General features: G+C 52.2%; 14 protein-coding genes. 10 read left to right on the forward strand and 4 right to left on the reverse strand.

Annotated elements, in window-relative coordinates:
• The first annotated feature begins 109 nt into the window (after positions 1–109).
• The 5 genes from CFI03_RS04205 to CFI03_RS04225 all read left to right on the forward strand — a co-directional run bounded on the left by CFI03_RS04205 (position 110) and on the right by CFI03_RS04225 (position 5,171).
• Complete coding sequence (locus CFI03_RS04205) at positions 110–406, forward strand: hypothetical protein (RefSeq protein WP_248756551.1); 297 nt, start codon at positions 110–112, stop codon at positions 404–406.
• A gap of 164 nt (positions 407–570) precedes the next feature.
• Positions 571–1,428, forward strand: a complete 858-nt coding sequence (locus CFI03_RS04210) for a class II fructose-bisphosphate aldolase (protein ID WP_132308397.1) — start codon at positions 571–573, stop codon at positions 1,426–1,428.
• Positions 1,429–1,546: 118 nt separating this feature from the next.
• A complete protein-coding gene (locus CFI03_RS04215) occupies positions 1,547–2,287 on the forward strand; it encodes a GDSL-type esterase/lipase family protein (RefSeq protein WP_248756552.1) in 741 nt (246 codons plus the stop codon).
• 173 nt (positions 2,288–2,460) lie between these two features.
• The gene (locus tag CFI03_RS04220) at positions 2,461–3,207 is read left to right on the forward strand and encodes an ABC transporter ATP-binding protein (RefSeq protein ID WP_248756743.1); all 747 of its coding nucleotides are present in this window, start codon (positions 2,461–2,463) and stop codon (positions 3,205–3,207) included.
• Positions 3,204–5,171 carry an FtsX-like permease family protein gene (locus CFI03_RS04225; protein WP_248756553.1) on the forward strand — a complete coding sequence of 656 codons (1,968 nt, stop codon included), beginning with the start codon at positions 3,204–3,206 and terminating at the stop codon, positions 5,169–5,171. Before CFI03_RS04220 ends, CFI03_RS04225 begins: the two co-directional genes overlap by 4 nt.
• A gap of 66 nt (positions 5,172–5,237) precedes the next feature.
• Here the strand turns inward: CFI03_RS04225 and CFI03_RS04230 are convergent, their stop codons facing one another.
• The 3 genes from CFI03_RS04230 to CFI03_RS04240 all read right to left on the reverse strand — a co-directional run bounded on the left by CFI03_RS04230 (position 5,238) and on the right by CFI03_RS04240 (position 8,453).
• Positions 5,238–6,224, reverse strand: coding sequence for a sensor histidine kinase (locus CFI03_RS04230; protein ID WP_248756554.1), 987 nt, complete (start codon positions 6,222–6,224; stop codon positions 5,238–5,240).
• A complete protein-coding gene (locus CFI03_RS04235) occupies positions 6,221–6,892 on the reverse strand; it encodes a response regulator transcription factor (RefSeq protein ID WP_248756555.1) in 672 nt (223 codons plus the stop codon). The genes CFI03_RS04230 and CFI03_RS04235 overlap by 4 nt, the downstream gene beginning before the upstream one ends.
• Positions 6,893–6,992: 100 nt before the next feature.
• Positions 6,993–8,453: an MDR family MFS transporter gene (locus CFI03_RS04240; protein ID WP_248756556.1), complete on the reverse strand. Its 1,461-nt coding sequence runs from the start codon at positions 8,451–8,453 to the stop codon at positions 6,993–6,995.
• A gap of 121 nt (positions 8,454–8,574) precedes the next feature.
• Between CFI03_RS04240 and CFI03_RS04245 the strand changes: the two genes are divergently transcribed.
• Positions 8,575–9,474 (forward strand): LysR family transcriptional regulator, encoded by a 900-nt coding sequence (locus CFI03_RS04245; RefSeq protein ID WP_248756557.1) that lies wholly within the window; start codon positions 8,575–8,577, stop codon positions 9,472–9,474.
• A 52-nt stretch (positions 9,475–9,526) separates the two neighbouring features.
• Here CFI03_RS04245 and CFI03_RS04250 read toward each other — a convergent pair whose 3' ends face one another.
• The gene (locus CFI03_RS04250; RefSeq protein WP_248756558.1) at positions 9,527–10,285 is read right to left on the reverse strand and encodes an SDR family oxidoreductase; all 759 of its coding nucleotides are present in this window, start codon (positions 10,283–10,285) and stop codon (positions 9,527–9,529) included.
• Positions 10,286–10,504: 219 nt separating this feature from the next.
• Here CFI03_RS04250 and CFI03_RS04255 point away from each other — a divergent pair, with 219 nt between their 5' ends.
• The 4 genes from CFI03_RS04255 to CFI03_RS04270 all read left to right on the forward strand — a co-directional run bounded on the left by CFI03_RS04255 (position 10,505) and on the right by CFI03_RS04270 (position 15,899).
• On the forward strand, positions 10,505–11,113 hold the full coding sequence (locus CFI03_RS04255) for a TetR/AcrR family transcriptional regulator (RefSeq protein WP_248756559.1): 609 nt from the start codon (positions 10,505–10,507) through the stop codon (positions 11,111–11,113).
• A 122-nt stretch (positions 11,114–11,235) separates the two neighbouring features.
• On the forward strand, positions 11,236–11,967 hold the full coding sequence (locus CFI03_RS04260; RefSeq protein ID WP_248756560.1) for a class I SAM-dependent methyltransferase: 732 nt from the start codon (positions 11,236–11,238) through the stop codon (positions 11,965–11,967).
• 85 nt (positions 11,968–12,052) lie between these two features.
• On the forward strand, positions 12,053–13,669 hold the full coding sequence (locus CFI03_RS04265) for a histidine kinase N-terminal 7TM domain-containing diguanylate cyclase (RefSeq protein ID WP_248756561.1): 1,617 nt from the start codon (positions 12,053–12,055) through the stop codon (positions 13,667–13,669).
• A 238-nt stretch (positions 13,670–13,907) separates the two neighbouring features.
• Positions 13,908–15,899, forward strand: a complete 1,992-nt coding sequence (locus CFI03_RS04270; protein ID WP_248756562.1) for an ATP-binding protein — start codon at positions 13,908–13,910, stop codon at positions 15,897–15,899.

The following is a 15,899-nucleotide window of genomic DNA, read 5'->3' on the forward strand; positions in this document are numbered from 1 at the left end:
AAAACAAGCTGCCGGTCGTCAAGGACCGGCAGCTTGTTTCGCGTACTAATGGTAAAATATCAGATAGATATTATTCCATCCAGCGATTGCGAGGATAGGAGGTGTAACAATGAGTGTCAAAGGAACGATATGGCAAGGCGGTTTGCTTGGTTTAGTGGTTGTGGGAATCCTCGTTTTGACGAACAATAGCCTTGTACAGACCTTGTTTCGTACGGATAGTCATAAAGATGATTTCGGTTATCATGACTCGGTTTTTGTCATATACCGCGGACCTTTTGATGACTGGCCATGGCTAGCCGCCGTCTTTTGGATCCTGCTTATTTTCATTGCTTCAATTATAGCGCTTACAATTTTTAAATTAATCTGGTTTGCTCTGCGACAAAGGAGCTTGACCTCCAATAGGTAGTCTTATGCCGAATTTTGTGATAACATATTGACTTAAAGAGAACGTGAACGAGTACATACGCCCATTCCGTTCGGGCCGATAGATCTGCCGGTTGGAACCGCATAACAGCAGTTGAATTGGGTATGATTGAAAGGTCTAGTCATTTATCTGAGGAGGATTTAACAATGGCATTGGAATCAATGAAAGACATGCTGAACAAAGCTTTGCAAGGCGGTTACGCTGTTGGTCAATTCAACATCAATAACCTGGAATGGACTCAAGCGATCCTTGACGCTGCTCAAACAGAGCAATCCCCGGTAATCCTGGGCGTATCTGAAGGCGCAGCTCGTTATATGGGCGGCTTCAAAGTGGTAACAAACATCGTTAAAGCCCTGATCGAAGAAATGAAAATTACGGTTCCTGTTGCAATCCACCTGGACCACGGTTCCTCCGTTGACAAATGTAAAGCAGCGATCGACGCTGGCTTCACTTCCGTTATGATCGACGCTTCGCACGATCCGTTCGAAGAGAACGTTCGCATCACTAGCGAAGTTGTTGCTTACGCTCACGAGCGCGGCATTTCCGTTGAAGCCGAGCTGGGTACAGTTGGCGGCCAAGAAGACGACGTAGTCGCTGAAGGCGTTATCTACGCTGACCCTAAAGAGTGCAAAGAGCTTGTTGAACGTACTGGCATCGACTGCCTGGCACCAGCTCTTGGTTCCGTTCACGGCCCTTACAAAGGCGAGCCTAAACTGGGCTTTGCTGAAATGGAAGAAATCTGCCAAACAATCAAGCTTCCGCTCGTATTGCATGGCGGTACTGGCATCCCTACAGAGCATATCCAAAAAGCGATTGCTCGCGGTACAGCAAAAATCAACGTGAACACAGAGAACCAAATCGCGTTCACTAAAGTTGCTCGCGAGATCTTGACTAAAGATTCCGACGTATACGATCCGCGTAAATTCCTGGCTCCAGGCCGCGAAGCGATCAAACAAACCGTTATCGGTAAAATCCGCGAGTTCGGTTCCTCGAACAAAGCGTAAGAATGATATAAAAAGGCTGAACGGCTGCCTCTCGCGGCTGTTCAGCCTTTTTTTTGTGGTTGAAAGTCAAGCACGCTCCGCTATAATAGAGTCAAATCATAGGGACAGGGTGATTCAAGTGAATAAGACGGCAGCAGAAGGCAACAAGTTGATGAAAACGCATACGGTAAATACGGCCGTTATTCCGGCGACCAAGCTGGAAGAGGACAGCTACGACTGGTGGGAGCGGCATGAGCAGGTGCTGCGGATCAAGCCTGAGATTAATCCGGAAATCGTTCTGATTGGCGATTCGATTACGCATTTCTGGGGGGGACTTCCGGCCTCCGCTAACCAGCATGGAACGGGACAAGCTTGGGAATCCGTGTTCGGAGGCCGTCGGGTTCTTAACCTTGGCTTCGGCTGGGACCGGACGCAAAACGTATTGTGGCGCCTGGACAACGGGCAGTTCGAAGGGCTCTCTCCGGAATGGGTCGTTATCAATATCGGCACAAATAATACAAGCGACACCGATAACGCCCGTTCCAGCACGGCGGAGGAGGTGCGCGACGGCGTACGCGCGGTAGTTGAGCGTGTTCGTCAGCATGCCCCTGCCGCAAAGATTATCCTGATGGCGGTATTCCCGCGCGAAGAGTCTCCGGAGGATCCGCGCCGCAAGCTGATCGGCCGGATGAACGAGCTGTACGCTGAGCTGGCCGCTGAGCTGGGATTGATCTTCCTTGATATCGGGCCGTCGATGCTAGCCGAAGACGGAACGCTGCCGCGCGAGATTGCTTTCGATACCTGCCACCTGACGGAGCAAGGCTATCAGCTGTGGGCGGATGCGCTGCGCAAGGTTATCGGGCCTAACATGGTCAAATAGCAGGGAAAAACCGTGTTACAGAGGCGCAAGCGCCCGGGAGCAGTCCGAGGCAGGCAGCCGCCGGGTCGCCATCGTGACAAAAACGTCACCTGGAACGATCTTACTTCGATGGATGCCTCTCTCCGATCTGTCTATATTAAAGATAGCAAGAGGAGAGGGGCTTATTCATGGAGATGGAGACGGTAATCCAGACGAAAAACTTATCAAAGAGCTACGGGGCTACTCCCGTATTGAAAAACATTTATTTGACGGTCCAGCCCGGCGAGCTTACGGCGATTATGGGGCCTTCGGGTTCGGGCAAATCCACGCTGATGAACGTACTATCCACGATTGATCAGCTCAGCGGCGGCGAGGTATGGATTGAGGGGAAATCGCTGCTTGATATGAAGAAGAAGTCGCTTCGCCAATTCCGGCAGGAGCGGATGGGGTTTATTTTTCAGGATTATAATCTGCTCGACACGCTGACAGTGAAGGAGAATATCCTGCTGCCCCTGTCGCTGCGCCAGTACAAGGCGGTTGACATGGAGGCGCGGCTTAAGCCGATCATTGAAGCGCTCCACATAGAAGGGCTGCTCGAGAAATATCCGAACGAAATTTCTGGCGGGCAGAAGCAGCGCGTAGCCTCGGCGCGGGCGATTATTACGGAGCCGGCGATCGTATTCGCCGATGAGCCGACGGGCGCGCTCGACTCGCGTTCGGCGACCCAGCTGCTCGAGCAGCTTGTATCGCTTAACGCGGCTTTTAACACGACCATACTAATGGTTACGCATGACAGCTATGCGGCGAGCTACTGCAAGCGGGTTATTTTCCTAAGGGACGGGGCAGTCGTAAGCGAGATTTACGCGGGGGAGCAGAGCCAGAAGACTTTCTATGAGCGCATTCTGGAGACGCAAAGCCTCATTGGGGGCAAGCTGCGATGAGCCTGTTCGATCTGACGATCCGCAATGTCAAACGCAACTTCCGCCTGTATTCCATCTATCTGATGTCCATGATTATCGGCGTTATTATTCAATATACGTTCTCTTCGCTTATGTACAACAAAGACATTATCGATGCGCTGCAGAACCGGGAGCTGTTCCAGACCGGGGTAGCCATTGCGTCCGTCGTTATCTTCCTGTTCATTATTTTCTTTATCCTGTATGCCAATTCGTTCTTCATGCGGCAGCGGAAAAAAGAGTTCGGCATGTATCTCCTGTACGGCCTGAACGAGCGGCAGCTTGTGCGGATGATCTTTTACGAGACGCTTGTCATGGGCGCGATTTCGCTAGTTGTCGGCATTCTGCTCGGCGGGCTGCTGTCGAAGCTGTTCGGCATGCTGCTTATGAATCTCATGCAATACGACCAGGTCATCTCCCTGTCTTTCCCGATTGGAGCCATGGCGACGGCTGCCGGGGTTATCCTATTGATTGCGTTGATCGTCAGCGCGCAAAGCTACATTCTGGTTAACCGCGTGCAGCTGACGGAGCTGTTCCATGCCAAGCAAAAGGCCGAGAAGCCGGTTCGCGTATCCCCCGTGATGGCGGTTCTGGCTGTTCTGTTGATCGGCATCGCCTTGTTTCTGATCTGCAGCGGTCAATATTCGGCCGTCTGGCAGGATTACGGGGTGTTCAGCTTGATTGCTACGGCCATAGGCATCGTTGGAGGAACGTATCTGTTCTTCCGTCAGTTTGCCGGCTGGCTGCTTCAGCTCATCAGCCGCGGCCGCAAGTACCATGAAGGCAATACCGTGCTGTGGACGTCCTCGCTCCGTTTTCAAATCCGGGGCAACACGCTGAACCTGACGTTTATCTCCTTGTTCAGCGCCGTTATAGTAATGCTGCTCTGTTTTGTGACGATCAACTACAAGGTGCAGTTCGAAGCGGTTGGCAGGAATGTGCCGAATTCGATCGCGTACGAATCTCTTGATTCGGCAACCAATCAGAAGATTGATGAGATGATTAAGGGCTCCGACCATGACATCCACTATCATCTGAAGCCGGAAGCTTTGGTTGTGGAACCGGTGACGGAGCGCGGCATCGCATTCGATAACCCGGAGTATTATGTTCCAGGCCTATGGCTGATCTCCCAAAAGGACTACAATGAGCTAATCGGTCTGCGGGGCGATAAGCAAAAGGTAGAGCTAAAGGGAATGGAGGCCGTTGCCCTCTCCCAAGGCTCGGATTTCCCGAAGCGATACTCCGCTGGAGAGACGCCTGACTTCAAGGTGAAAGCCGTTGGCGAGAAGACCTTTACGATCGTGGAGAAAAAAGACTATGCCTATCTAGGCTGGGCAACGGACCCGGTCCTGTCCATGGACAAGAAGCCTCCGGTGTTTGTTATTTCGGATGAGGCTTACGGGCAGCTAAGCGGCGGAACGGAGAAAAAAGGCTTTGAGATTTACGGGCTATCGGACGCCAAAAACGCGGAGGAATTATCCAAGCAGGTTCATGGCATGGTTGTCGACCACAACCAAGCAGCGTACTACTCCTCGTTCGCGGATATCTATTCGAAGCAGATCGAGAGCTCGTCCCTGCTGCTGTTTGCCGCCGGCTTCCTTGCTCTGATCGCGACCTTCGCGCTGGCGAGCGTCATCTACTTCAAGCAGCTGCGCGAAGCCACCGACGAGAGGCTTCAATATGCCATCCTGCGTAAAATGGGCATTCACAACCGCCAGTTCCGGAGCGTAATCCGCAAGCAGCTGCTGTTTGTCTTCCTGCCGCCAATCGTGCTTGGGATGCTGTACAGCTGGACGATTATCAAGTATTACATTCTGGACTCGGTAACGGATTTCCCGGAGCTGCCGGGCATCGTGTGGAGCATTATCGGGGTATTCTTCTTCATTTATCTGGTGTTCTACGTCTCGTCGGCCAACCTGTATTACCGGATTATCAATCAGAATCCTTAGCCTGCGCAAAGGGCTGTCCCTCGTCAATTCATGACATGTGGGGCAGCCCTTTGTTTTCCTCTACTCTTACCGCTGAAGCGTATTCAAATAAGGATCATGATGCTTCGGAAAATGGATCGTGAACACCGAGCCGCTGCCCGGCGCGGACTCGCAGGTAATGTAATGCCCCAGCTTTCTCGACAGCTCCTGGGCCAGATATAACCCCATGCCCGTCGACTTGGCAAACGTGCGGCCGTTTAATCCCGTAAATCCCCTATTGAAGATTCGGGGCATATCCATGGCATCAATGCCGATGCCGTTATCCCGCAGAATAAGCAGCTTCTCCTCCGGGGTAGAGGCGGCCTTTACGCTGATCTCCCCGTGATCCCTTGTATATTGCAGGCTGTTCGTTATGATCTGGTTAATAATGAACAGCAGCCATTTGGAATCGCTTTGGACGACGGTGGACGGGAGTTCGAGCCGAACGCGGATTCTTTTCGAGATAAAAGACTTGGAGTGGGCTTTGATGACATCCTTGACGAGCGGCTCCAGGTCACAGTTCACCATCTCATAGTCCTGATTGAAGCTGTCGAGCTTCGCATAATACAAGGCCTGATCGACATAATGCTCGATCCTTGACAGCTCCTCGTTCAGGCTTTGCGGGTCCACCTCGGTCTGCTGCATCAGGCGAAGAACGGAGATCGGCGTCTTGATCTCATGGAACCAGGAGATGATAAAGTCGTAATATTCCTTCTGCTTCGCCTGCACCTCGTTCAAGGACCGGATATGGGCGATGCCGGATTCCTCCAGCGTATCCCGGTAAGCCTCCGCCTCGAGCGACAAAGGCTCGGCATCCTCGCTTTGCATCCGGCGGATTGCCTGAAGATTCCGCGAATAGCGGTAGGCGGTAAAAGCGGCAAGCCAGAGCACAACCAGCGTTAGCGCGTAGAAGAAGGTCGGCCAATGCCAGGACGACTGCGGATCCGTGGCGAATACCGCAACCGTCAGAAGAAAAGCGATGCCGTATAATAGAAAATAAGGCCGTTCGTATTTCAGGAATCGCCAGAAGCTCATTCGATGATATACCCCATTCCTTTGCGGGTCGCAATAAAATCTTCCAGCCCAAGCATCGTAATCTTGCGGCGCAGCCTGTTAACGTTGACCGTCAAGGTATTATCGTCGATAAACTGCTCGTCGTTCCACAGCACCTGCATCAGATCATCGCGCGAGACGATCTTGCCGATGCTGCGCATCATCGTCTGCAGAATAATAAACTCGTTGCGCGACAGCTCGGCCGTCCGGTCCCCGTACTGCACGGAGGAATTCGACAGATGGAAAACAAGCTGCCGGTGCGACAACTGCAGGTTGTCGTCCTGATACGTATAATTGCGGCGGAGCAGCGCGCTCACCTTTGCCACCAGCACTCCAAGGTCAAACGGCTTCTGCACGAAGTCGTCCCCGCCCATATTAATCGCCATAATGACGTCCATATTCTGATTGCGGGATGAAATAAAAATAATCGGCACCTTCGAAGCCATGCGGATTTGCTGGCACCAGTAAAACCCGTCAAACACGGGCAAATTGACGTCAAGCAGCACCAAATGGGGCTGCGCGGCCTTGAACTCCCCAAGCACGTCGCCGAAGGATGTCAGCTCGATGACTTCATACTGCCATTTGCGTAACGCGTCGGCGACAATCCGCCGAATCTTCTCGTCGTCTTCAATGATCATAATCCGAAACAACGGCTTTACCTCCTGCTCCACGCGGGCTTGTATAAGGTAAATTATATCATTTTCAGACGGCGAAAGCCCCTCTATACCGATATAGAGGGGCTTTCGGATATCATTTGGAAACGGTCGCAGCCGCTTTTTTGCCGCTGATGCGGGAGCGGGAGCTCAGAACAACAATAAACGGAATCGCAACAACCGTAACGACGCAAGCCACGATAAACGTATCGTTCATGGCGAGCACGGAGGCAGTCGCTTGCAGGGACGTTTTCACCGTGCCGTTTGCGCTTGCGTTAAGCTCCGCGTAATGCGTCTGCGTCCGGACCGAATAAACCGAGCTGAATATGCCGATCGCGAAGGAGGCAATGACCTGGCGGAGCCAGTTCGTAATCGCGGAAGCATGACCGGTAGACTCCTTCGGAATGGCGCTCATCGAGAGCGTCATGATATTCGGGGACGAGAAGCCTAGCCCGACATAACGGCAGATCATCCAACCGATGATAAACGCGTAGGACGTTGTCAGGGATAGACGGCTGAATGCCCATGTCGCGATGATGAGCAGAAAGGCGCCGCCAAGCAGCGGATATTCCGGACGGATTTTCCCGTGCAGCCGCCCCGACAATAGAGATGCCCCTATCATAAGCAAAGCGCCCGGCAGCATCATAAGCCCTACCGTCAAGGACGAGGAGCCAAGGGCATTTTCCATATAGATTGGCAGCAGGAAGGCCCCCGCGTACAAGCCAATGGTCAAAATGCAGTTGACGACTATGCCAAAGGCGAAGGTCGTGTGCCGGAAAACCCGGAGATTAAGGAGAGGCGTCTTCGCCGTCATCTCCCGCCAGATGAACAAGGCGATGCTGACTACGCCAAGCGTCATCCATAGGATTCCCCAGCCGGAAAACCAGCCGATTTTATTCCCTTGCGTGAAATACATCATCAGGGATGTGCTGCCCGTTACGGCGGTGAGCAGCCCGGCTAGATCCAGGGAGCTGCCTTTGTTGGCCTGCTGCATCGGCAGATAACGGGAGGCCAGCGCGATTGCCAATAGCGCAAGCGGGATGTTCATGAAGAAGATGGCCTTCCAGCCGTAATACTCCGTCAGCAAGCCGCCAAGGGTTGGGCCGATGGCCGGAGCGAACATGCTGGCTACGCTCCAAAGACTGACGCCAAGCGCTTGCTTTTCCGCCGGAACCGCCTGATAGACGATCGTTAACGTTGCCGGCAGAATCGCCCCGCAGAACAAGCCTTGCATAATCCGGAAGACGATCAGGGAGCCGATGTTCCAGGAGCAGCCGCACAGGATAGAGCAAATCAAAAAGCCGACTAACGAGAACATATAAAGCCTCTTATAGCTGATTTTATCTCCCAGATAACCAACAATAGGGGCGATGGACCCCATGGCGAGCATAAAGCCGGTTGTTACCCACTGCGTATCGTTCAGGTCCGAATGAAGATCCTTCATCATGAAGGGCAGGGCAACCGTTACCGTTCCCGAATTCAAGATCGAAGAGAAGTTGCCGAAGAAGATCGCGAGTATAATAAGCCAGAACCGGCTGCCGTCTTGCTTCGCATTCATAAAAAACCTCACACTCCACTTATTGACGTGAGGTCGATTATAATATAATGAATTCAGATGAGATACCATCTATTGTTGATGGTAATATAAGCAACGCTAATATAAAGAACAGAGGTTGTCCATGAATATCGAACAATTGGAGTATGTGAAGGAAGTATTCGAGACGAATTCCATGTCGCTGGCCGCGCAGAATCTTCATGTATCCCAATCCGCGATCAGCCAAGCCATCTCCCTCCTGGAGAAGGAAATCGGCATTCCGCTCTTCAAACGTTCCCGAAGCGGTACCGTGCCGACCGAGGACGGCATAACGATCATCAGGAAAGTGCTCGAAATTCTGATGAAGGTCGACGAGATCAAGGACGAGGTGCAAGCCATTACCTCTGTTTATAAAGGCGAGCTAATCATCGCGACGATCCCAAGCCTAAGCATGACCTTTTTGCCTAAGGCGCTGGCGAGGTTCAAAAAGGATTATCCCCAAATCAAGGTGATGGTCATCGAGCTGGAGAGCCGGATTGTGATTGATCGGATCGTCCATGACAAAGCTCACCTGGGTTTAATCTCGCTTAACCAATACACGAGCGACGGACTGCCGGAACCGATTGCCTTTCACTCCTTTCAATATAAAGGGGAGCTTCAGGTCATCGTACCCAAGGATTCAGTGCTGGCTCTAAACAAGGAGCTTATGCTGAAGGATTTGGCCAATCATGCGTTTATTATGTCGGCAAGCAGCTTCTGGGACGGAGTGACGGAGGATATTAAGCAGGTATGCGGCGGGATTAACGTTATTTTCACGACAACAAACCCCGAGGTCATAAAGCGCAGCGTCGCGGAGGGCCTTGGCATCAGTCTGATGTCCAGCCTTATGCTGAGGGATGATCCGTATGTGGAAAGCGGGAGGATTGTGGCCGTTCCGCTGGCCGGCTACCGTCTGGATGCGAGCGGTACGTTTGGCGGCATCTATTCCAAGAAAGGCAGCCAGCAGCGGCTCGCCCGGAAGTTTCTCGATTATATAGAAGTGTAAAAGAAAAGCGCCAGCCCGCTGAGGCTGACGCTTGTTTGATAGCAATAATTTTTTAGTAAGCCGTCCAGCCTGCATCGGCCGTTACTACGGTACCGTTCACGAAGCTGGAATCATCCGAAGCCAGGAACAAGGCAACCTTGGCGATCTCTTCCGGCTCGCCCGCGCGAGGATTCACCTGAATGCCAACCATAGCGCGTTCCATGCCGAACGGATTTGGAGCATTGATCGAAGTACCGATATTCGTATTTACGCCGCCGGGAGCGATGGCATTGCAGCGGATGCCTTGCGTGGCATATTGGAAGCCAACGTTTTTCGTCAGACCAACCACGGCATGCTTCGAAGCTGTGTATGCCACGCCTGCACGGGAACCAAAGAGACCGCCGGCGGAAGCGATATTTACGATAACGCCTGCTTTTTTCTCCTGGAAGAGCGGAAGGACCTTGCGGATGGTCCGCATTGGACCGGTTGTGTTAATCGCGAAGATGCGCTCCCACAGCTCGTCCGTTAGATCGGCGGCAGGAACAAAGTTGTCCATAATGCCGGCGTTGTTGACGAGAATATCTACCGTGCCGAATTTCTCTACCGCCGTGTCGATGAGCTGCTGCACGTCTTCTTCCTTCGCAACGTTGGCTGCCACGGCAACCGCCGTACCGCCTTTTTCCTCGATGCCGTCAACAACGATTTGAGCGGTGTCCACGCGAAGGTCGGATACGACCACCTTTGCTCCTTCCGCCGCATACAGCTCGGCAATCGCCTTACCCATACCCGAAGCGGCGCCCGTAATAACTGCAACTTTACCCGATAATCTCATTGTTAATTCCTCCCGGTTTCAATTGGCTTGTATGCTTGTCCTTCCTGCGAAGGCTTAGAATTTTTTTCAACAGCTGTTGGTTATAAGTACAACTGTTTGTTTTTAGTATAATAAAGCTGTGGAGCAAGCCTCAATCAGTAAAACCTCGCGAAATGTATGTTAACGAACAAACGGCCGCCGTTTGTTGAAAAAAACTTTTTGGAAAAAGGAAGGGATGGCATGCCCGTTTATCATAGCAAAGCTGTCGACCGCCGGGTGATCCGCAGCAGGGAGGCGTTAAAGCAGGCGCTGCTTACGCTTATGAAGCAAAAGGATTTCGACGACATTTCCATTACGGAGATAGTGGAGCTCGCCAATTACAACCGCGGGACCTTCTACTCGCATTACGAGAGCAAGGAGGCTTTGCTGGACGACATCATTCACGGTCTGATCGGGGAGCTGCTGCAATCGTTCCGCGCTCCCTACGAGAACGAGGAATATTTCCGCATTCATGAGCTGCCGGCCCATTCGGTGAAAATTTTCGAGCATATTCAGCAGCATGCCGACCTTTACACCCTGCTTCTGAAGAGCAACGCGCATTCCCATCTCAGAGAAAAGATGTTCATTGCGATTCAGCAGATCTCAAGGGATGAGCTGGAGCACCCGACTCTGGAAGGAATAAATGCCGAGCTGTTATCCGTGTATTCGAATCATGCGCTGCTGGGACTGATTTTCTATTGGATTGAAAACGGTCTGCCTTACTCTCCGGCTTACATGCAGGAGCAGCTGGTGAAGCTCATACAATGGCGGCCATCCGTCGCCAAGACAAAAAAACCGGGAAAGCCTTAACGTTATTGGCTATAGACTCTATGAGAAACATGCCGATATAGATGAGAAGAGGTTATACTAATTATATTAATGATTATGTCGAAGCCTGGAATGGCTGATAGATAAGAGGAGAGTGACATGTTATGAAGCAAAATAAATACGATGATCCGGATTTTTTCGATAAATATAGTCAGATGGCCCGTTCGATCGGCGGTCTGGAGGCGGCAGGCGAATGGCATGTCCTGCGCACGATGATTCCGGATTTGAGAGAGAAGAGAGTGCTCGATCTCGGCTGCGGGTATGGCTGGCACTGCCGCTATGCGCGGGAGCAAGGCGCCCGTTCCGTTCTGGGAATCGATATCTCGGAGAAAATGATCGAGCGTGCCAAATCATTTAACGAGGATGCCGCAATCTCCTACCGTCAGGCGGCTATCGAAGATATCTCTTTCGAGCCCGGAGAGTTTGACGTCGTCATCAGCTCGCTTGCGCTCCATTACGTCGAGGATTTCGCGGGAGCTTGCCGCAAAATTTACGACAGTCTGGCTCCGGGAGGCAGCTTTGTCCTGTCCATGGAGCATCCGGTCTTTACGGCCGTTGCCGCGCAGGACTGGCATTACGGTCCATCGGGCGAGCGGCTGCACTGGCCGGTTGACAACTATCAGGACGAAGGCTCTCGCATTGCCCGTTTTCTGGACTCCGACGTCATCAAATATCATCGCACCTTATCGGCCATTATGAACGCGCTTATCCAAGCCGGGTTCCAGGTTGCGGAGGTTGCGGAGCCAGGACCCTCGCAAGAAGCACTGAATCAATATGCGGAAATGAAGGATGAAACGCGACGCCCGATGTTCCTGCTCTTGGCCGCGCGGAAATAGAAATTTCAGGGACTGCCCACAATTGCTGTTATTTGTGTTACGATCAGTTGCAAAAGCTAATCTTACCTAACGGAGTGCACCAAGTATGGGAACCCCTTATTCCGCTGTCTTGACGTTAATGGTTACAGCAGGTGTTATCAATATCATAATGGGTATATACGTGTTCATGAACCGTTCCAAGCAGGCGATGGCCAGGACCTTTATCGCGATGTGCTTTCTATCGGCCATCTATATATTCGGTTCCGCTTTAGAGCTGTCTGCCGGTACGCTTAAGGAAGTGAAGTTCTGGATTACGGTGGAGTACTTCGGGATGCCGTTTATTCCGCCGGTCAGTCTGATGCTGATCATGTATTTCCTTGGAATGGAAAGGTTATTGAAGTGGCAGATGCGGTATTTGATGTACCTGATGCCGTTTATTACGATGATTCTTGTCATGACAAACGACCTGCACCATTTCTATTACCGTTCCGTTGAATTGCAGCTAGGCGAAGGTATTCATAAAGTCGAATTAAACGCGGGGCCTTGGTATATCATTCAGGGCGGTTATACGTTTGGCTGCATGATTGGCGGAGTGGCGTTGCTGCTGATCTATTGGAACCGGATGCGGTCCTCTTACCGTCTTCAGCATATTACGATGCTGGTGGGGCTTCTCCTGCCGATCGCCGGCGATTTCCTCTACTTGGGCAACCTGACGCCGGACGGCATAGATCCGATTCCCGTCATCATGGCCGTTACGGCCGCTTTGTATATGTGGGGACTTGTCTCAAAAGGAATGCTGAACGTTGCGCCGGTCGCCAGGGACACGTTGTTCGAGAGCATGAACGACGCCGTACTGGTGCTGGACCGCAATAACCGGCTGGTTGACTTCAACCCGGCCGCCGCGGCTATTCTACCCGAGCTTACAACCTCCGCACTTGGCCAGGCGATTGAACCGCTGCTTGCCTTGCATACGGATCTCGCGATGCCCGATTTGGATTCGGAAGCGGGCGGCGATATGCCCCGTATCTACGATGAGGTCAAGTGGACCGTTGGCACACAGTCCTACTATTATCAGATCCGCTCTTCCTTTATCCGGAAGAGAAGGGGCCCGGAGACGAGCAAGCTGATCGTTATGATTGACATAACGGAGAGAGTGCGGCTTCAGGAGCAGCTTCGGGTGCTGGCTTATCATGACGGATTGACGGGGATCTTTAACCGTCTTCACTTCATTCATTTAAGCGAAGCCCTTCTGCATCAATCGGCTGAGCGGGACGAGCCCCTTGCCTTGCTACTGTTCGACATCGATCATTTCAAGCAAATTAACGATGCTTACGGCCATGATGTTGGAGACCGCGCCCTGCTGCATGTGGTCGACATCTGCCGGCAGCTGCTTCGTCCGGAGGACGTGTTCGGCCGGTATGGCGGCGAGGAATTCGTGGTCGCAATGCCCGGATTGTCCCTCGAGGAGGCGGAGGCCGCCGCACAGCGGATCCGCAGCGAGATTGCCGCGCAAGCGATGGCCGCGGCTTCATCCGAGCATCCGTTGTCCGTGACGGCAAGCTTTGGCATTGCCATGACGGGAGCGGGCTGCAAAGAAGCGGGGGGAGGCATTAACCAGTTGCTGAAGGCAGCCGACAATGCCCTGTACGAAGCCAAGAACAGCGGACGGAATACCGTCCGTTCAGCCCATATAGAGCCAGTTGAAAAAGCGCTTCTCCGTTAACGGAGAAACGCTTTTTTTAATCCTAAGCCATAAGTCAATTAACGCGCTTCCCCGCCTAAGGACGGCGAAGCCGGTTCACTTTGCGACAGTTGGTGTCGAAAAGCCGCGCATTTACGCGTATATAACAGAGAAATCTTGTCCGAAACGTAGGGGAAAGGAGGATTTTGGTAGAACAAATCGTATTATAGGAAATAAAGAAATTAGTAAATGTTGTAAGTATGCGAAGGGAGGTTCATGATTGTTTCGCGGCAGGAGCTTTGCGGTTTACTTCGGAATCATTCTATTGGTGTTATGCGCGGGCTGGCTTCTGTTTCTGCGGAGAGATTCCTTTACCGGGGCAGCCGTTAGCCATATTCTTCAAACGTTGGCCGCTCTTTACGCGGCAGTCCTTCTGCTTAGAGCCTCCAGCAAAGAGGCGAAATACTGGCTGTTTTACGGCTTGGGCCTGCTGGTTTATTTTGTTGCCCAGCTCATCTGGTCTATTGTGACGCTTATTAGAGGCGCCGAGCCGGATTATCTGGGCATTCCGGAGCTGCTATGGAGACTTCAATATTTATTCTATCTTATTGCTCTCTATATGCAGTACCAGCAGCGCCGCTCCAACCTTGCGTTTCGATTCATACTCGATATTTTATTGTACGGCACGATGGCTTCCACGCTCTATTGGAACCTTCTGATTGAACCGATTCTGTCCCATCATCACGTTAACCGGGATGTTGTGGGATACCACATGTTTAACTCATCCTTTAATGCGGTCATTGTATTTCTTCTGCTGTTCTTCAGCTGGTACGGCAAAAAGATTATTTCCAGCAGGGCCAATAGTTTTCTGTTGAGCGGCTTTTTAATCAAATTATTAGGCAACACGGCATTTGTCTATTTATTATCCTACGCTGCCGCAGGCGAGCAATGGTCCTGGATTGCCGACTTCTGCTGGTTTATCGGCATGATGTTTATCGGCTTTGCCGCTCTGCCCGACAAGGATCCGCTTGGTGCTTCCCTCCGGCCGGGCAACGAGTCCAGGCAGACCTTTATGAGGCGTTACGCGCTTATTATCTTTGTCTGCGCAGCTCTTATCGCCGTCATCTGCAGGCTTGGCGACTTCTCAATTATTAGCGCAGGAGCGATTGTAGCCGTTGTGCTGCTTGCCATTCGGCTGTCGGTGGGTATTTACGAGCTGGAATCGGCGGGGGCCGCTCTCATGCAGTCGAGGGTCAATTACGATAATTTCGTGGAAAGCTCGCTGCTTGGCGTATTTATCGAGCAAAATGGCCGATTGGTCTATATGAATCCGCAAGGGGAGAGCATGTTCGGCTGCGAGCCGGGGCAAATGCTTGGCCAACCGCTGGCAAGCTTCCTGCTGGAGGCGGACCGCGACCGGTTGAAGCAGGAATTCAGCATGATCTGCCGGTTGAATCAATCCTCCCGGCTTGCTCTTGCCGCGCGGAAATCCAATCAAACGGAACTGTTCCTCGAGATGCAGGCGGCTCCCGCTTTTTTCAAAGGAAAGCCGGCCATATCCGGACTTTTGTTGGATGTGACGGAGAGCAAGCTGTCGGAGCAGCATTTGATCCGGTCGGAAAAGCTCTCCGTTATCGGCCAGCTGGCGGCGGGGGTTGCCCACGAGATTCGTAATCCTTTAACCGCGCTGAAAGGGTTCACTCAACTGCTCCACCGGAGAACAACGGACCAGAACCGCCATTATTTCGATATGATGCTGACCGAGCTGGAGCGGATTAACTATATCGTAGGGGAGTTTATGCTGCTGTCCAAGCCGCATCAGTGGCAGCAGATCAGCAGCTGCGACATGAGCTCGCTGCTGGACGATATCATTCCGATTATGCAGTCGCAAGCGATTATCACGAATGTCAGCATATCCGCGGAGAAAAGTCCGGATCTGCCGATTGTCCAATGCGATGCCAATCAGATCAAGCAGGTGCTCGTTAATCTGATGAAAAACGCGATTGAAGCCATGCCTGGCGGAGGCGAGCTTCACGTGCATATGAAGAAGGACCATAAAGGCTTTTTGGTTATTGATATTATCGACCAGGGAGTGGGCATTCCCCAGCATGTCATTGACCGGCTGGGCGAGCCGTTCTATACAACCAAGGATACGGGAACCGGACTAGGACTTACCGTATGCTTCAAAATCATTCAATCCCATGGCGGCACTCTATCGATTACGAGCGAGCCGAATATCGGAACGACGGCTACCATCAGGCTGCCGGCTTAG

It is taken from the genome of Paenibacillus sp. ATY16, assembly GCF_003399985.2.
GTDB lineage: Bacteria > Bacillota > Bacilli > Paenibacillales > Paenibacillaceae > Pristimantibacillus > Pristimantibacillus glycanilyticus.